At 72.7% G+C, this 15,535-nt stretch carries 10 protein-coding genes and 1 pseudogene; 5 read left to right on the plus strand and 6 right to left on the minus strand.

Going from position 1 to position 15,535, the window contains the following annotated elements:
• Positions 1–506: 506 nt before the first annotated feature.
• Together WMF24_RS17065 and WMF24_RS17070 are read left to right on the plus strand one after the other, a co-directional pair.
• Positions 507–899 (plus strand): annotated as a pseudogene (locus WMF24_RS17065) (ATP-binding cassette domain-containing protein); the annotation flags it as partial.
• Between the two features lie 531 nt (positions 900–1,430).
• Positions 1,431–2,324: a hypothetical protein gene (locus tag WMF24_RS17070; RefSeq protein ID WP_437737472.1), complete on the plus strand. Its 894-nt coding sequence runs from the start codon at positions 1,431–1,433 to the stop codon at positions 2,322–2,324.
• A 166-nt stretch (positions 2,325–2,490) separates the two neighbouring features.
• Here WMF24_RS17070 and WMF24_RS17075 read toward each other — a convergent pair whose 3' ends face one another.
• Genes WMF24_RS17075 through WMF24_RS17085 form a run of 3 tightly spaced genes read right to left on the minus strand, consistent with a single transcriptional unit; the run spans position 2,491 to position 8,290 of the window.
• Entirely contained in the window at positions 2,491–3,741 is a 1,251-nt protein-coding gene (locus WMF24_RS17075; protein ID WP_437737473.1) for a PEGA domain-containing protein, read from the minus strand.
• On the minus strand, positions 3,738–6,533 hold the full coding sequence (locus WMF24_RS17080) for a hypothetical protein (protein ID WP_437737474.1): 2,796 nt from the start codon (positions 6,531–6,533) through the stop codon (positions 3,738–3,740). Before WMF24_RS17080 ends, WMF24_RS17075 begins: the two co-directional genes overlap by 4 nt.
• Before the next feature lie 2 nt (positions 6,534–6,535).
• Complete coding sequence (locus WMF24_RS17085) at positions 6,536–8,290, minus strand: serine/threonine-protein kinase (protein ID WP_437737475.1); 1,755 nt, start codon at positions 8,288–8,290, stop codon at positions 6,536–6,538.
• Between the two features lie 388 nt (positions 8,291–8,678).
• Here WMF24_RS17085 and WMF24_RS17090 point away from each other — a divergent pair, with 388 nt between their 5' ends.
• Positions 8,679–9,323, plus strand: coding sequence for a hypothetical protein (locus tag WMF24_RS17090; RefSeq protein ID WP_437737476.1), 645 nt, complete (start codon positions 8,679–8,681; stop codon positions 9,321–9,323).
• Here WMF24_RS17090 and WMF24_RS17095 read toward each other — a convergent pair.
• The gene (locus tag WMF24_RS17095) at positions 9,320–10,519 is read right to left on the minus strand and encodes an aromatic amino acid transaminase (protein WP_437737477.1); all 1,200 of its coding nucleotides are present in this window, start codon (positions 10,517–10,519) and stop codon (positions 9,320–9,322) included. The genes WMF24_RS17090 and WMF24_RS17095 overlap by 4 nt on opposite strands.
• Positions 10,520–10,729: 210 nt before the next feature.
• Entirely contained in the window at positions 10,730–11,371 is a 642-nt protein-coding gene (locus WMF24_RS17100) for a winged helix-turn-helix transcriptional regulator (RefSeq protein WP_437737478.1), read from the minus strand.
• Between the two features lie 87 nt (positions 11,372–11,458).
• Here WMF24_RS17100 and WMF24_RS17105 point away from each other — a divergent pair, with 87 nt between their 5' ends.
• On the plus strand, positions 11,459–12,028 hold the full coding sequence (locus tag WMF24_RS17105) for a dihydrofolate reductase family protein (protein ID WP_437737479.1): 570 nt from the start codon (positions 11,459–11,461) through the stop codon (positions 12,026–12,028).
• Positions 12,029–12,183: 155 nt separating this feature from the next.
• On the opposite strand, the gene WMF24_RS17110 is transcribed toward WMF24_RS17105, so the two are convergent.
• Positions 12,184–13,044, minus strand: coding sequence for an HPF/RaiA family ribosome-associated protein (locus WMF24_RS17110; RefSeq protein WP_437737480.1), 861 nt, complete (start codon positions 13,042–13,044; stop codon positions 12,184–12,186).
• Between the two features lie 413 nt (positions 13,045–13,457).
• Between WMF24_RS17110 and WMF24_RS17115 the strand changes: the two genes are divergently transcribed.
• Positions 13,458–15,287, plus strand: a complete 1,830-nt coding sequence (locus WMF24_RS17115) for a glycoside hydrolase family 15 protein (protein WP_437737481.1) — start codon at positions 13,458–13,460, stop codon at positions 15,285–15,287.
• The last annotated feature ends 248 nt before the right edge of the window (positions 15,288–15,535 follow it).

Consider the following 15,535-nt stretch of genomic DNA (forward strand, 5'->3'; position numbering starts at 1 on the left):
TACCGCGCGGGTCGGCGTCGTGCAAGAGGAGATCGAGCGCGTGCTCCGTCGCGAGCCGACCTTGATTCAGAAAATTGCGACCATTTATGGTGACAGCGGAATGCGGCTCTGCGCCGCCACCCCGCTTCGCCGGGCCAACGCGCCCCCCGCCGCGGGGGTACGGGGCCAAAGCCGGATTGCAGCGCGAGGAAGTGTAGTGCAGCAAACCGAAAGGGCGGGACCGCGAGCGTCGTGATGGCTCGGTCCTGGGACGCCCGCCGGAACATCGAACGTGTACTCGGCAGGCTCGCTCGAGCCCACGACCTTCGTGTAGACCATGGCGTGGATGGGCCCGTCGCTCGTGGACGACGGCTGGTCGTGCGCGAGCGTGAAGCCCGACGGGGGAGTCACGTCCGGAGGATCGGCACGATCGAGTCGGCAGCGGGACAAGCGGCCAGCGCATCACGTGCCTGTTCCCCCCGGAGCGATGCGGCGCGACAGGTCACATCGAGTCCTTGCGTGACCTGATGAACATCGCATCACAGCGAGGATCCGCATGTCAAGTGGCGTCCAGGACGAAAGCTTCCAATCTGGATGGCGGGATCACGCCAAGCTGCTGTGGAAACCGCTGGGACCAGGATCCATCCTCGGAGATCGCGTTCCTTGCACGTGGTTGGCGGCCCCTCAGCCGAGAGATGAGCGCGCGGTTCTCCCGCGAGCGCTTCCACCTGGAGCGGTTCCTCTTCGACCCGAGCAAGGCGCGGCAGCCGGTCGGCTCGCTCTCCGGCGGGGAGCGGGCGCGCGTGGCGCTCGCGAAGATGCTCACCCAGAGCGTCAACGCGATCATCCTCGACGAGCCCACCAACGATCTCGACGTGATGACTCTGGCCGCGCTCGAGGAGATGCTCGTCGAGCTCACCTGGCTCGGCGCTCGTCCTCGCGGCGTCACAGCGCGTGGGCGCCTGGAAGACGCCGCGCCGGCAGAGCCTGGCGCTCGCATCGTCTCGAGTACATACGGCGCTTCCCGTCGGCACATGGCATCTCGCGCAGCCCTCCTGAGTGCGCGTCCGGCTCATCGCCCTTCGCGCTCGCAAGGCCCCGGCCGATGGGCCAGATGCACCGCGTGGAGCGCGGTGTCTGAGGTTGATGAACGAGCAACACCCCCGCAAGGGGGCTGTCACTTCCGTGGTGTCTTGTCGCCTCACGCGGTCGCAGCAGGTCCGGGTTGACGCCCTCGAAGCGGTGGTGTTCCCTGCCTCAGGATGGTTCGCAAGGTGGTTTTTCCGGTCTCTGCGCTGCTGCTCGCGGTCGCCTGCGCCTCCACGCGCGTCGCGCCGGAGCAGCCGGCGAGCTCGCCACGTGTCCTGCGTTCAGGGGCGCGGTCCGCGGCGAGCTCGATCGCCGGCCCGACCACCCTGTCGACGGCAGCTCCAGCGGCGCCGTCTGCCGCGGTGCTCGCCGCGCCGGCGCCGCCCGCCCCGACCCCGGCGCGGGCCTCTGCCAGGTCCGTCGAGCCCGTCGAGGACCTGCGCCTCAAGCCGCTGGGCGACGTCGCCGTCAGCGGCCCGCGCGCCGCCAGCGAGGAGGTGAAACAGCTGCGCGCCATCTGCCGCCGCGTGATCGAGGATCCGCGAACAGGGCTCGGCTGTGCAGAGATAGCCGGCGCGGGACGTCACGACAATGGCATCGGCACGATCTGGGTATCCTCGGCCCGCGGGCACTTCACGCGCGCCGGCGCCGATGAGGCGATTGTCGTCGCCACCGATCCGGGCACGGGCTGGGCCACGCGCCTGTTTCTGCTGGAGCAGCGGTCGTCGCGGTGGTGGGTGGTGAACGTTCACGAAGCGGACGCGCAGCCGACCCGCGTGCAACGCTTGCGCGCCGCCGGCGGCCGCGAGCTCTTCGTCGCGACCTGGATCAGCGCTGGCACGCCGAACCCGAGCGCGGTGAGAGCGCTGCGCTTTTTGCGTGAGAAGGTGGAGGTGGCGATGCTCGGCCCGGCGCTCACCCCGTTCATGCCGTGCATGTCCGCGCCGGCCTCGACGCTCGACAACGTGCAGCTGCGCGACGCAGACGGCGACGGGCGCACCGATGTCGTGCTGGCGATCCACGAGCTCGTCACGCCGACCCCCGCCGAGGCGCAGCGCCTGCAGCAGGCGTGCGGCGAGGGGCGTGACGCCTCGCTGCGCGAGCGGCGCGCGAGCCTGATCTTTCCGTTCGACGGATCGAGCTTTCGCGCGACGCCTGCGACCATCAAGAAGCTAGAGGCGCTGGGAGAGAGCGTTGCCGGGCCCGTGCCGTGGGACGAACGCAGCTGGCAGCTCGGTGAGCTGCCGGCCAGGTGACACGGGGCATTGCACGGCGTACGGTCGATGAAAGCGAGTGATCCCAGTAGAGCCTGCGGGCACTGGCGAGCGGCAAGGCTCCGGCTGCGAGTCGACGCGAGCGGGCGGGCTCGACGGCTCGACGTCCGGCCCAAGCTGGGGCGCCACCCAGGGCGCTGCGCCGCCGTCACCAGAACCGGCCGACGAGCCCCGCTCCGCCGAGCCCCGGCCCGAGGATCGGCGCGGCGGAGAGCTCGAGCATCGGGCCGCCCGTGCGCGCGGGGGTGGGGTCCGTGCGCGCGGGCAGCGGCGGGGGGGTCGGCGTGTCGAAGGCGTAGAACACGAAGCCGCCGAGGGCGAACACCGCGGCTGTGCCGAACAGGGCCGTGGTGGCGTTCGCGAACTCGTCGCGCGTGTCGAGGTGAGCTCGGTACTGGCCCAGCTCCTCCTCGGAGATCCCCTGTCGCCCGCGCTTCTCCTCGATCTCGCGCGCCTCCTCCTCTTCCGCGAGGCTCGAGGTCAGCGTCAGCACGCCGACGGCGGCGGACAGGACCCCCACCGCGACGAGGCCATAGGACATCTTCCGCTGGAGGGAGCTCGAGAGGCCCACCTCGATGACGCGGCGCTCGCCGCGGCGGAGCGACAGCTCGCGCGAGAACGGCATGTGGCCGTTCTTCGTGACGACGAAGAAGCGCTTGCCGGGAGCGACCTGGATGAGCGGCAGCGGCGTCGTGCCGACGAAGCGCCCGTCCAGCGTGACCTGCGCGCCGACGGGGGCCTTCACCTGGAGGAGCGCCGGCCGCTCGCGCAGCTCCCTGTCGATCCCGAGGACGTCCCCCTCGATCGCGACCACCTCGCGCTCCTCGTCGATGTAGCCGTCGGCCGTGATCTTGATCCGGTGCTTGCCCGGCTGGACCTCGGCCATCAGCGGCACCTCGACCGGCGCGCGGCCATCGATGGACACGCGGGCCCCCGCGGTCGGCGAGGTGACGTTGATGCGGGTCCTCGGCCTGGCGTCGGGCGGCGCCGCCTCCAGCGCGTCGGGCGACGACGGAGCGCTCGCCTCGAGGCGCGCAGCGATCACGCCGAGCTCGCTCAGGGCCTCGGTCGCGTCCGCGCGGCGCCCGCCCTGCGGGACCTGCTCCAGGTACCGCCGGTAATTCGCGATGGCCGCCCTCAGCGCCTCGGGGCTCTGCTCGACCACGTACAGGCGGCGGTAGGCCTGAGCGAGCGAGAAGAGCAGAGCAGGGCGCGGCGCCTTCCTGTACGCCGCCTCGAAGGACTGCACCGCGTCGCGGTACCGCGTCGCGGCGTAGGCCTGGGCGCCGGCGTTGAAGAGGGCCTTCGCCTGCTCGATGTCCTCCTCGGCCGAGGCCGCGCGCGGCGCGAGCGCGGTCGCCGCGAGGGCCATGAGCACGACGCAAAGCGAGGTCCTCATCGGCGGATCGGGACCCCTTCGTGGACGCGGAGCGCGCCGTCGCTGAGCACCCCGAGGTCGTCGACCCCGTCGCCGAGGACGTCGCACGTCGCGATCGCGGAGCCGCCGGGGATGCCGTCCAGCTTGCGGCTGCGGAGCAGGTGCCCGCCCAGGTCGTGGCAAGCCGCCGCCTCATCGCCGCACGCATCGAGCGCGTAGGCCGCGCCGCGCGTGAGCACCACGAGCGCCCTTCCCGACCCCTCGTCGATGCGGGCGAAGTCGACGCTCGTGACCTCGCTCGCCAGGTCCTCCAGACCGGCGTCCGCGGGCTCGAGCTCGACCGGCGCGTCCAGCGCGCCGTCGCCCGTATTCCAGAAGACGGCGAGCCGGCTCGCCGCGATCCTGCGCGTCCCCGGCTCCAGCCGGTAAGCGATGCCCACGACGTCCGCGCGCTCGTCGCCGTTCACGTCGCCCGCGCGGAGCCCCCCGTACAGCGTGCCAGGCGCCGGCGCGATGGCCGACTCCGGCACCCCGAGCGCGCCGCTCGCGCCGCGGCGCACGAGGACGACCGCGCCCTCCAGCGCGGGCGCCCCTGATCCAGCCGCCGCGTCCTCCTCCGCGACCTCCACCGGCAGCGAGAGGACGATCTCGTCCGCTCCGTCGCCTTCGAGGTCGACGGCGACCCCATCCAGCGCCCACGCGGGCTCCCGCGAGGGGATGAGCTCCGCGGGAAGCGAGATGCGCTGCTGGTTCTTGTCGACCATGGCGATCGCGTCCGCCTCGACCGCCGGCAGCAGCCAGAGATCGGCCAGGCCCGCGGAGGAGCCAGGGCGCGGGGGCACGATCGTCAGCGAGGCGATCTCCGACCGAGCGCCCGTGAAGCGGCCGGCGATGCTCTTCGCGGCGCGCAGCTCGCCTGCCTGCCGGACGTCGCCCTCGCGGACGAGCGGCAGCGGCGGCAGCAACGACCGCGAGCTGCTGCCCTCGATGAGGCTGAACGCGATGTCCCCGCCGTGCGAGAAGAGCACGCTGACGTCGTCCACGGCGTCGTCCGGCTCGGGCAGCCGCACCGCAGCGACATCGAGGAGCCCCTCGAAGGCGCCGAGCCGCACCGGAGCCTCCGGCGCCTTCATGTACCGGCCGAAGCAGACGGCGAGCGTCGGGTGGGCCGCGCTCGACAGCGAGCTGCCGGCGCTCTCGGCGAACGAGAGGTCCGGCAGGAGATCGCCGTCGAAGTCGCCCACGACGAAGCTCGAGACGTTGCCCAGCGTCGGGATCTTGAGCTCGTTGAGCTTGAAGTCGGAGGGCAGCGCGCCCGGGACGCCGTTGAAGAACGTCAGATCCGTCGCGTCTGCGGAGCCGGTGATCACGTCGGGCACGCCGTTGCCGGTCAGGTCCGCGATCACCGCGCTGGTCCAGCGCCGGCCTTTCGCCGGCGCGAGCCGGTCGAACTCGACCCGGTACGGAGGAGACGTCCGGGCCTTTCCGAGCCTCACGGCGCCGGGGTCCACGACGTCGAGCACCCCGTCGCCGTTGAGATCGCCGACGGCGATGGGGGCCCCGAGGCCGGGCGAGCGCTGGGAGCCCGCCTCGCCGGCCGGGTACGAGAGATCACCGTAAGGCTGCATGTCCCCGAACGCGCCGCCGCCCGCGCCCTCCGCGACGTCGAGCTCGTAGCAGGCGGCATGCGCGGGCAGGCCCGGGTCGCGCTGCGCGCACGTGGCGCCGACGAGCAGATCGAGGATGCCGTCGCCGGTCACGTCCCGGAGGAAGGGCGCGCCCGCGATCCGCGCGCCGGCCGGGAGCTCGACGGCGGTGTGCGCGCCGCCGTCCGGCGAGTAGACGCGCACGGCCGAGTCGTCCGCGAGGGCGACGACCACCTCGTGGAGCCCACCGCCGTCGAGGTCCGCGCTCACGAGCGGACCGGCGACGTCGCGCCGCCCGCGCTGCTGACCGAGGAGCAACAGCCCGTCGCTCGCCGCCCCCTGCACGACGACGATGACGTCCTCCGGCGCCGCGCCGCCCGTGCCCGTGACGGTCCCGGCGACAAGGGCGACCCACGTCTGCCCGTCCTCGGGTGTGCTGCCGACCGGCAGGAGGCGCGCCCCGCGCAAGGTCACCATCCCGGGCTTCGCGCCGATCAGCGGCTCCAGGGGAAACACCGACGCGAGCACGGGGACCGGCGCGAACGTGCGGCCCGGCTGGCCGCTCAGGATCGCCACGCCGGGCCCCACGCTGAGCGCGATGTCCGTCGTCGCGTCGTCGGTCAGGCGCGCGAGCGCGGGCGTGTCCCCTGCGGAGGGGATCGACACCTGTGTCCCCACCGTGCTGTTCGCATCGAAGTAGAGCGCCTCGAGGCTCGTCGAGCCGACGCCCACGAGGTCGCCGCGGCCGTCGCCGTCGAGATCGCCCGTGAGCAGCCGCTGCGCGCCGAGCGGCAGCGCGGCGCCGAGCGGCCTGAACTCGCCCGTGGAGACGCGGCACACGCGGTCGATCCCGCAGCCCCACCCGCTCGGGCACCCCTGGCCGGCGTCGTCGCATCCGAAGCGGCACTCGTTCTCGCTCCGTGGCGGGTTGCACACGGCGCTCGAGATCGCGCCCTGCGCGTTCTTCGTCTCGACGACGCACGCCTCGCTGGCCTCGAAGCAGTCGCAGTCCTCGTTGCGCGACGGCTCGATGACGCCGTTGCCGCAGATGCCCGGGGTGATCTCGCCGAGCTCCTCGCACCCGGCGGAGCCGGCCACCGCGCCGAGCAGCGCCGCGGCGCCCGCGGCCGTCCGCGCGTGTCGCGTGGAGCGGGATCGCGCGCGCATGCTCACTGGAACGGATCTTCCAGGTCGCCCTTCCTCACGGCGCCCCTCGAGGTCGCCGCCGCCCTCTTCAACGTCACGGTGAGCGCGCCGTCCGCTTCGGCCAGGAATTCCCGCGCCTGCTCCTGGTAACCGGGCGACTTGAAGGTGAGCTTCACGGCGCGCCCGCGCGGCAGGCGCAGCGGCCCCGGTGCCTTACCGACGAGCTTGCCCTCGCTCCACACCTCGATCTCCTTCGGCGTCGCCTGGATCTGGAGCTCGACCTCGGGCGGCGCCCCGCGGGCGCTCGCCGTGGGCACGTCCGCGGGCGCGGGTGCGGCCGAGGCGGCGGGCGCGGGTGCGGCCGAGGCGGCGGGCGCGGGTGCGGCCGAGGCGGCGGGCGCGGGTGCGGCCGAGGCGGCGGGCGCCGGCGCGACCGGGGCGAGCAGCGCGGCCGACTCGGCCGGCGCAGCCAACGCCGGCGCGCGCGGGGCGTCGGCCAGATGCTCGCTCCCCGTGAGGCGCAGCGTGAGCGAGGCGGCCGCGGCGCCGCCGAGGATGGCGACCGCGGCGAGCGCTGCCCTCCGCCGCGACGCCGCGGCCGGCGTGCTCTCCACCTTGCCCGGCAGCGACCGCTGCAGCACCGTCTCGGTCCCGTTGCGGTCCGTGCTCGCGTCCGCGACGGGACCCGGCTGCGTCGGCGCGAGCCCGGCGGCCAGCGGCTCCGCGGCTGCGGTGCGCGCGCGGCGTCCGGCGGCGTCGCTCCCGCCGCGCCCGACGGCGGCGTCGCTCGCCCGCAGCAGGCCCGTGGGCACGTCGTAACCTGCGCCCCGCGCGGCCTCCACGAGCGCCGCGGTCGCCTCGAGCAGCGACGCCGGGCGGCTCGCGGGGTCCTTCTCGAGCATCCGAAGGAGCGGCGCGTCGAGCGCTGGCGACAGGTGCGTGGCCAGGCTCGACAGGGGGGGAGCCGGCTCCGACGCGTGCTTGGTCAGGAGGTCGAACGCGCTCTCGCCGTCGAACGGCGGCGCGCCGGCGAGCAGCTCGTGCGCCAGGATCCCGAACGAGTAGATGTCCGTCCGGTGATCGACGTTCCTGCCGCGGCACTGCTCGGGGGACATGTAGAGCGGCGTCCCGATCAGGTGCCCCGTGCGCGTCTTGTGCGCTGTCGTCGAGGGCTCGCCGAGCAGCTTGGCGATGCCGAAGTCGAGCAGCTTCGGGAAGATCGTCCCGTCCTCGTCGAAGACCAGGAACACGTTCTCGGGCTTGAGGTCGCGGTGGGCGATGCCCGCGGCGTGCGCGGCGTCGAGCGCGCGCGCGATCTTGACGAGGATGGGCAGCGCCTCGGCGGGCGGGAGGCGCCTGCGCTTGCGGAGGTAGGCGTCGAGGGTCATCCCCTCGAGCAGCTCCATCACGTAGTAGTGCCGGCCGTCGTCGAGGGCGCCGAACGAGAAGATGTCGATGATGTTGCGGTGCCGGATCTGGTTCACGGCCCGCGCCTCGGCGACGAAGCGGGAGACGAGCTGCGGGTTCGCCGAGCACTGGCGGCTCAGGACCTTGATGGCCGCCGCCTTGCCGATGACCGGGTGCATGGCGCGGTAGACCGTGCCGAAGCCCCCGACCCCGATCTTCGCCTCGATGCGGTACTCGCCGACCGGAGTGCCTGGCGCGAGATCCGGATCGGCGCCCGGCAGCGCGGGGTCTGGCGAGAGCGTGTCAGCGTCCGGCGGGCAAGCGACGACGCCGTCCGCATGCTCGGTTCGGCACGTAGGGCATGTCGACATGAGGAGGCCAGGGAGAGCGTACACGGGGAGCCCGTCGCAGCACAGACCCCGAGCGTCGAAACCGGCCGAGCTCTGGCGGGCGGGCGCCGCGCGCCCCTGGCTCGTGGCGCGCCTCGGGGGTCGACCTGTCCATCGGTCCTCGCTGCGGTCAGGCTGCGATGGCTCGCCGCCCGCTGCCGTCGTGCGTCGTCGCCTCTTCCGCTGCTCCTCCGGACACGTCATGAGCATCGCTGGCCTGGGCAGGAGCAACAACACCACCTCCGTCACGCGGCGGTCAGGCATCCATCCGCCTTCTGCGCCGTCCACGGAGGTGAGTGTGGCGAGTCGCCCTTGATACGCTCGAATCGTTTTGTTTCCTTTTCACCTGATTCCGGAACGTAGGAGACCTGTGACGCAAGATCAAACGTTCAGCCGACTCGCCTTTTGCGCCACCCTTGCGAGTTGGGTCGCGATTTCGTGCGCCCCCGCCGAGTCCGACTCGAACAACGACGGAGGGGGCGGAGCGACGGCGACCGGCTCCGTTGATAGCGCGAGCGGCAGCGGCGTTGCGACCTCTGGCGGCAGCGCGAGCGGCAGCGGCGTTGCGACCTCTGGCGGCACCACCGTGGCTGGGACCGGCGGCGACAACAGCGGCGGAAGTGGCGGGGCTGAGCCGACCGGCAGCGGCGGTGCTGGCATGGGTGGCTGGCCCGAAGGAGCCATTCCCATGGGGAACGCGCCTGTGCCGAGCGCGGGGTGCGGCAAGGCAACCACGTTGACGACCAGGGAGTATACGATCTCGAGTTCGGGCCAAAATCGCGTGTATTACGTCGATATGCCCAGCAACTACGACATGAACAAGCCCTGCCGGCTGTTCTACACATCACATCGGATCGGCAGCCGCTGGCAAGACGTCGAGGGGCAGGACTTCTACTTTCTCGAGCCGCAGACCTGCTGCGGCTCGACGCGCTCCTTTGGGATCGGGGGTCGCAGCGCCCGGAGAGCCTGCACCTGCCTGAGCATCGGCGGGTGCATTCTGCGAAAGCAGGGCTAGAGCACCGCGGCGATGCTGTCGGTGATGTACTCGAGGTTGTTCTCGTTCATCGCCGCGACGCAGATCCGCCCGCTGTCGACGATGTACAGCCCGAACTCCGAGCGCAGCCGGCGCACGCGCTCGAGCTCGATGCCGGAGTACGAGAACATGCCCTTCTGCCGCGTGATGAACGAGAAATCGCGACCCGCGCCCTTCTTCGCGAGGAGCTCCACGAAGTGGCCGCGCATCGCGCGGATGCGATCGCGCATCTCGCCGAGCTCGCCCTCCCACTGCCGGCGCAGCTCCGGGTCGCCCAGCGCCAGGGCAACCACCTGCGCGCCGTGGGAGGAGGGACTCGAGTAGTTGGTCCGGATCACGCGCTTGATCTGGGAGGCGACGCGCTTCGCCTCATCGCTGCTGGTCGTGACCAGGCTGACCGCGCCCACGCGCTCGCGGTAGAGCGAGAACGACTTGGAGAACGAGCTCGCGATGACGCAGGGCAGCTCCGCGCGGGCGAAGGCGCGCACGGCAACCGCGTCCTGCTCGATGCCGTCGCCGAAGCCCTGGTAGGCGAAATCGATGAACGGCACGAGATCGCGCTCGCGCACGATGCGCACCACCTCATCCCACTGCTGCGCGTCGAGGTCCACCCCGGTCGGGTTGTGGCAGCAGGCGTGGAGCAGGATAACCGAGCGAGCCGGCGCCTCGAGCAGCGCGCGGCGCATGCCCGCGAAGTCGAGCCCGTGCGTGCTCGGGTCGTAGTACGGGTACTCGCTCACCGTGAAGCCGACGGACTCGAACAGCGCGCGGTGGTTCTCCCAGCTCGGCGCGCTGATCCAGAGCGCCGAGTCCGGCAGGAACCGGCGCAGGAAGTCGGCGCCGAGCTTGAGCGCGCCCGTGCCGCCGAGCGCCTGCGCGGTGACCACGCGCCCGTCCTTGACCAGCGCCGAGCCGTCGCCGAAGAGCAGCTCCTGGACAGCCCGCGTGTACGCCTGGGCGCCGTCGATCGGCAGGTACGACTTGGAGTCTTCCTTCTCGTACCAGCGCTTCTCGGCCTCCCGGATCACCTTGAGCACGGGCACCTTGCCCTGCGCGTTCTGGTATACGCCCACGCCCAGGTTGACCTTGCGCGGGTTCTGATCCTTCTGGAAGGCGTCGGTCAACCCGAGGATCGGGTCGGCGGGGGCGAGCGGAATGTCGGAGAAGGGGGATGTCATGGCTTACCTCATCATCACGCCGCACGGACGGTCGGGGACGCTCCTTACCCCAGCTCGCGGCGGCGCGCGAGCGGGAGCTCTACCCGAGGTGGCCGAGGGCCTCGCGCTGCGCCGTGGTGAGGCCGGTCGAGCCAGGCGGCGATGGCGTAGGTGCCGGGCGCGACGCACCTGAGGTCGTGATCGAGGCGCTCGAGCCGTGGACAGGGCATGTCATGGATTCCTCTCCGATGGCGCCGGGCGCACGAACGCGCCGAGGAAGCGCGCCGCGAGGGCGGCGTCGCCGGCGATCTCGACCCCGCGCGGCTCGCGTCCCGCGGATCCCGCGAACACGACGGCGCGGAGGGCGCGCGCGGTCGTGGTGATCGTCGCGTCGGGCGCCTCGGGCTCGCCGCGCGCCACCGACAGGGCGCCGCACGCGATCTCGACAGAGAACGGCTCGCCGTCGAGGACGACAGCGAGCCTTCCGCGCGAGAGCGCGCCGGGGTCGAACGTCGTGCGGAGCGCGATCATCATCGCGCTCGGGCTGAGCTCGCCCCGGGGCAGAGGGACCGCCCGGCTCCCCCAGCGAGCGAGCGACACGAGCACCGGCTCGAGCTCGCGCCCCCGGGGCGTGAGCTCGTAGACCGTCGCCGCGGCGGGCGGCGCGAGCGCGCGCCGCTGCACGACGCCGGCGTCCTCGAGCTCCCGCAGCCGCTGCGACAGCACGTTGGGGCTGGCGGAAGGGAGCCCGGCGCGCAGATCGGTGAAGCGCCGCGGGCCGAGGAGGAGCTCGCGCACGACGAGGAGCGCCCACCGCTCTCCCACGCGGTCGAGAGCGCGCGCGATCCCGCACGGATCCTGGTAGCTACGCATGGGATCCACGATGGAGTTTGACTTCAGGACCGTCCAGTCCTAATTCAGGACTATCACTTCACGTCGCGGTCGCGCGAGGAGGTTGCGATGAGAAAGCTGACGGTGTTCGAGAACGTCTCGCTGGACGGCTACTTCGTCGATGCGCGAGGCGACATGAGCTGGGCCCACGCGTCCTCCGCGGGTGATCCCGAGTGGGCGCGCTTCACCGCGGAGAACGCCAGGGGCGGCCGGGGCACGCTGCTCTTTGGCCGCAAGACCTACGAGCTCATGGCGAGCTTCTGGACGACCGAGGCGGCGCGCCAGCAGATGCCTGAGGTCGCCGAGGGCATGGCCCGGCTGGAGAAGCTCGTCGTCTCGCGCACGCTCGAGCAGGTCGGCTGGGCGAACGCCTCCCTGCTCCGCGGCGACCTGGTGGAGCGGATCGCCGCGATGAAGCAGGGCAGCGGCGAGCCGATCCTCGTGATGGGGAGCGGCACGATCGTGGCCCAGCTCGCGCGGGCCGGGCTCATCGACGGCTACACGTTCGTCATCGTGCCGATCCTGCTCGGCGGCGGCCGCACCCTCTTCGAGGGCCTCGACCGCGCCATCGCGCTCCGCCGCGTCTCCGAGCGCACCTTCGACAACGGCAACATCGTCGCGACGTACGAGCCGAGGTGACGCGCGCGCTCCAGAACAACAATCATGTTGAGCGAGCGGGAAGTGAACCGCCAAGGCGCCAAGGACGCCAGGAAGAAAACGATGTCTTGGCGTCCTGGGCGCCTTGGCGGTTCGAAGTCCTGCTCGTTTCAGGCGGGTTCAGCCCGTTGGTCGATCTACGGACGCGCCGTGGCCCTCGCCGCGCGCGCCTTCGGGGACCGCGCCGCGCGGGTCTGCCGCTGCCGCAGGTTGTTGTCCTGCTTCTGCCGGTTGGCGCTCTTGCGCGTCGACTTGCGCGAGGGGCGGTCCGCGGCGGAGTCCTCGAGCGTGGCGGCCGCGCGCGACGTGTTCAGCTTCGTGTTCCGGGCGGCCGTCGAGCTGCCGCCCGCGCGGCGGTCGGTGGAGCTCCAGCCCGGTTGCGCCGTGTCGACCCTCGGCTCGCGCCGCTGCTCGGCCGCGCGCTCGAGGTTGTCCGCGCGGCGGCCGACGCGCCGGCCGATCAGGCTGCCGCCCTCGGGCATGGGCAGCGGCCGGCGCTTGCGCCGCCGGGCCTCGGCCGTCTCGCCCTCGGCCGCGCGCGCGCCGCGCGCGGCCAGGGGCGAGGCGCTCCACCGCCGGTCGCGCAGCGCAGCAGCGGCAGGCCGCGAGCGGCCGAGCGCGCGACGCACCGAGCGCTCGGCGATGTGGCTCGCGCGGTCGATCGCCTCGCGGATCCCCTCCGCGACGTCCTGCGCGACGACGGTGGGGAGCCCGCGCAGCACCACCTTGATGCGACAAACCGTGTCCACGCCGCCGCGCGGGCCGTTCACGTCCTCGAGGCGCACGCTGACGCGCTGGATCTCGGCGGAGAACTTGCCGAGCCGGATCCCGAGGCGCTGGCGCGCGTAATCGCGCACCTCCTGGTCGATATCGAGGCCCGTGGTCCGCACGGCGACGGGTGTGTTGTCGGCCGGCGTCCGGCCGTTCGCGCGCGTGATCGGGCGGGCGATCTCACCGGCGAACGCGGCGCGTCGTGACGGCTTGTGCATCTTGCTCATCCTCTTGATTTCCTTCCTCCGTGGCTCCGCGCGAAGCACGGGTTCCTGGGGCAGTTTGCCGCGGTCGCGGCGATCCGACCCTGGGCATTTTGGGGCTCCTCCTCGCTCGCGGTTCACATGCCTCGATCCGCAGGAGGAGCATGCGCGATGGCCCACGTCGGACGCCGTAGAGCCCTGCACGATTCATGCCGTTTTGTGCGCTCTGGAGGGCAGATCTCGAGGACAGGAGAACAGCGCTCGAGGGCGGGAGAGCGCCTGCCGGGGGAGGGACCTTGTGATCGAGGACGTGCTCCGGGTGGAGAGTGCCAGTCGGTCGTGGAACCACCGGCCGAGGGAGCGCGGGAGTCGCTCGAGGGAGCGAGCCGGACCGAGGGCCCTTTGACATCGCCGCGCAGGCTCCCCAGGGACCCTCGATGAAGCTCGCACCGCTCCGCGAGGACCGCGGGTACCTGCCGCTCGAGGATCACGGGCTCATCGGGGATGGCGCCACCGCGGCGCTCGTCGGGCGCGACGGGGCGGTCGTCTGGCTGTGCGCGCCGCGCTTCGACGCGCCGCCCGTCTTCTGCAGGCTCCTCGACGCGGCGCGCGGGGGTGCCTTCACGGTGTCCCCGGACATCGTCGTGGCGTCCGGCCAGCGCTATATCGAGGACACGGGCATCCTGGTGACGGAGATGCAGAGCCCGACAGGCCTGCTCCGGGTCACCGACGCGCTGACGCTGCGCTCCGGCGCGGACCTCACCGAGGACGCCCCCGCGGGGCGCGCCGAGCTGCTGCGCCTGGCGGAGGTCGTGGAGGGGAGCGTCGACGTGCGGATCGACGTCGCGCCGTACGGCGGCGCGGAGGTGGGCCAGGAGCGGGACGGCCTGCGCTTTCACTGCAAGGCCCGGCCCGATCTGGGGCTGTGGCTCGCGTCGTCGCACGAGCTGACCGGGCCGACGACGACCGTGCGGCTCAGCGCCGGCGAGCGGCTCCACGCGGAGCTCTTCTTGCGCAGCGCGCACCGGCGCCGCGCGGCGCCGCCGGAGCGGCGGCTCGAGGCGACGGCCGACGCGTGGCGCCGCTGGGCCTCGGGCATCCGGTACGACGGGCCGGCCCGGTCGCTCGTGCGCCGCTCGGCGATCACGCTCAAGCTGCTCGATCACTTCGAGTCAGGCGCCATGGTCGCCGCGCCGACCTCGTCGCTGCCGGAGGTCATCGGCGGGGTGCGGAACTGGGACTACCGCTACGCGTGGATCCGCGACGCCGCGTTCTCGGTGCACGCGCTCCGCAGGATCGGGCTCGCGGCGGAGGCGTGGGGCTTCCTCGGCTGGGCGCTCGACGCGGTGGACAGGGACGGCCGCCCGAAGGTGCTGTACGACCTCGACGGGGAGCTCCCGCCGCCCGAGCGGATCTGCGGCGAGCTCGAGGGGTATCGCGGCTCCCGGCCGGTGCGGTGGGGCAACGCCGCCGCGGACCAGAAGCAGCACGACGTCTTCGGCGAGATCATCGATTGCGCCTACCAGTGGGCCTCGGGCGGCGGGGAGATCCGCCCGGCCCTGTGGTCCCGGCTCGTGCCGCTCCTCGAGGGCGCGGCCAGCGAGTGGAGGCAGCCCGATCACGGCATCTGGGAGGTCCGCAGCGCGGGCCGCCCGTTCACGTACTCCGCGGCGCTGTGCCAGGTCGCGCTGGACCGGGGGTGGCGGCTCGCCGAGCGGCACGGGCTGCCCGCGGACGTCGGCGGGCTCCGGCGCCAGGCGGAGGAGATCCGCCGGACGATCCTGGAGGAGGCGTGGGATCCGCGCGTCGGGGCGATCACCGCGGCGCTCGGCGGAGGGCCGCTCGACGCGAGCGCGCTGGCGCTGCCGCTGCGCAGGGTGATCCCCGCCGATCACCCGCGGATGATCGCGACAACGGAGGCGATCGCGACCGGCCTCCGGGCGGGCGACGGGCTCCTGTACCGCTACCTGCCCGGCGAGTACGACGACGGCGTCGCGGAGTCCGACGAGGGCGCCTTCCTCCTCTGCAGCTTCTGGCTCGTCGACAACCTGGTCGGGCAGGGGCGGCTCGACGAGGCGCTGTCGCTCTACCGGGGTCTCTGCGCGCGCGCGAGCCCCCTCGGCCTGCTGCCGGAGCAGATCGAGCCGGCGACCGGCGCCTTCGTCGGCAACTTCCCCCAGGCGTTCAGCCACGTGGGGCTCATCGCGAGCGGGGTGAGCCTCGCGCGCGCGCTCGGCCCGGCGTGGCGAGAGCAGGAGCGCGGGTGATCCTGCTCCTGGAGCGCCTCCTGCACAGGGCGGCGCGCCGCGGCCTGCCTCCCGCGCGCTCGAGCGCTTCCTCGCTGCACGGAGGTGCTCGGCGCCCCTCGCGGCGGCGCGCCGGGCCTGACGCGCTCCTGGCGCGAGCGGCGTGTCGACGGCCGGTGCGCGGATTGCATGGTGCAGCGAGGAGAGCGACGGCAGGCGTGCGTCAGGCGCGCGAGGCGCTGCCAGAGAGGCGGACGACGGAGCGCGGC

Source organism: Sorangium sp. So ce1335 (assembly GCF_051521615.1).
GTDB lineage: Bacteria > Myxococcota_A > Polyangia > Polyangiales > Polyangiaceae > Sorangium.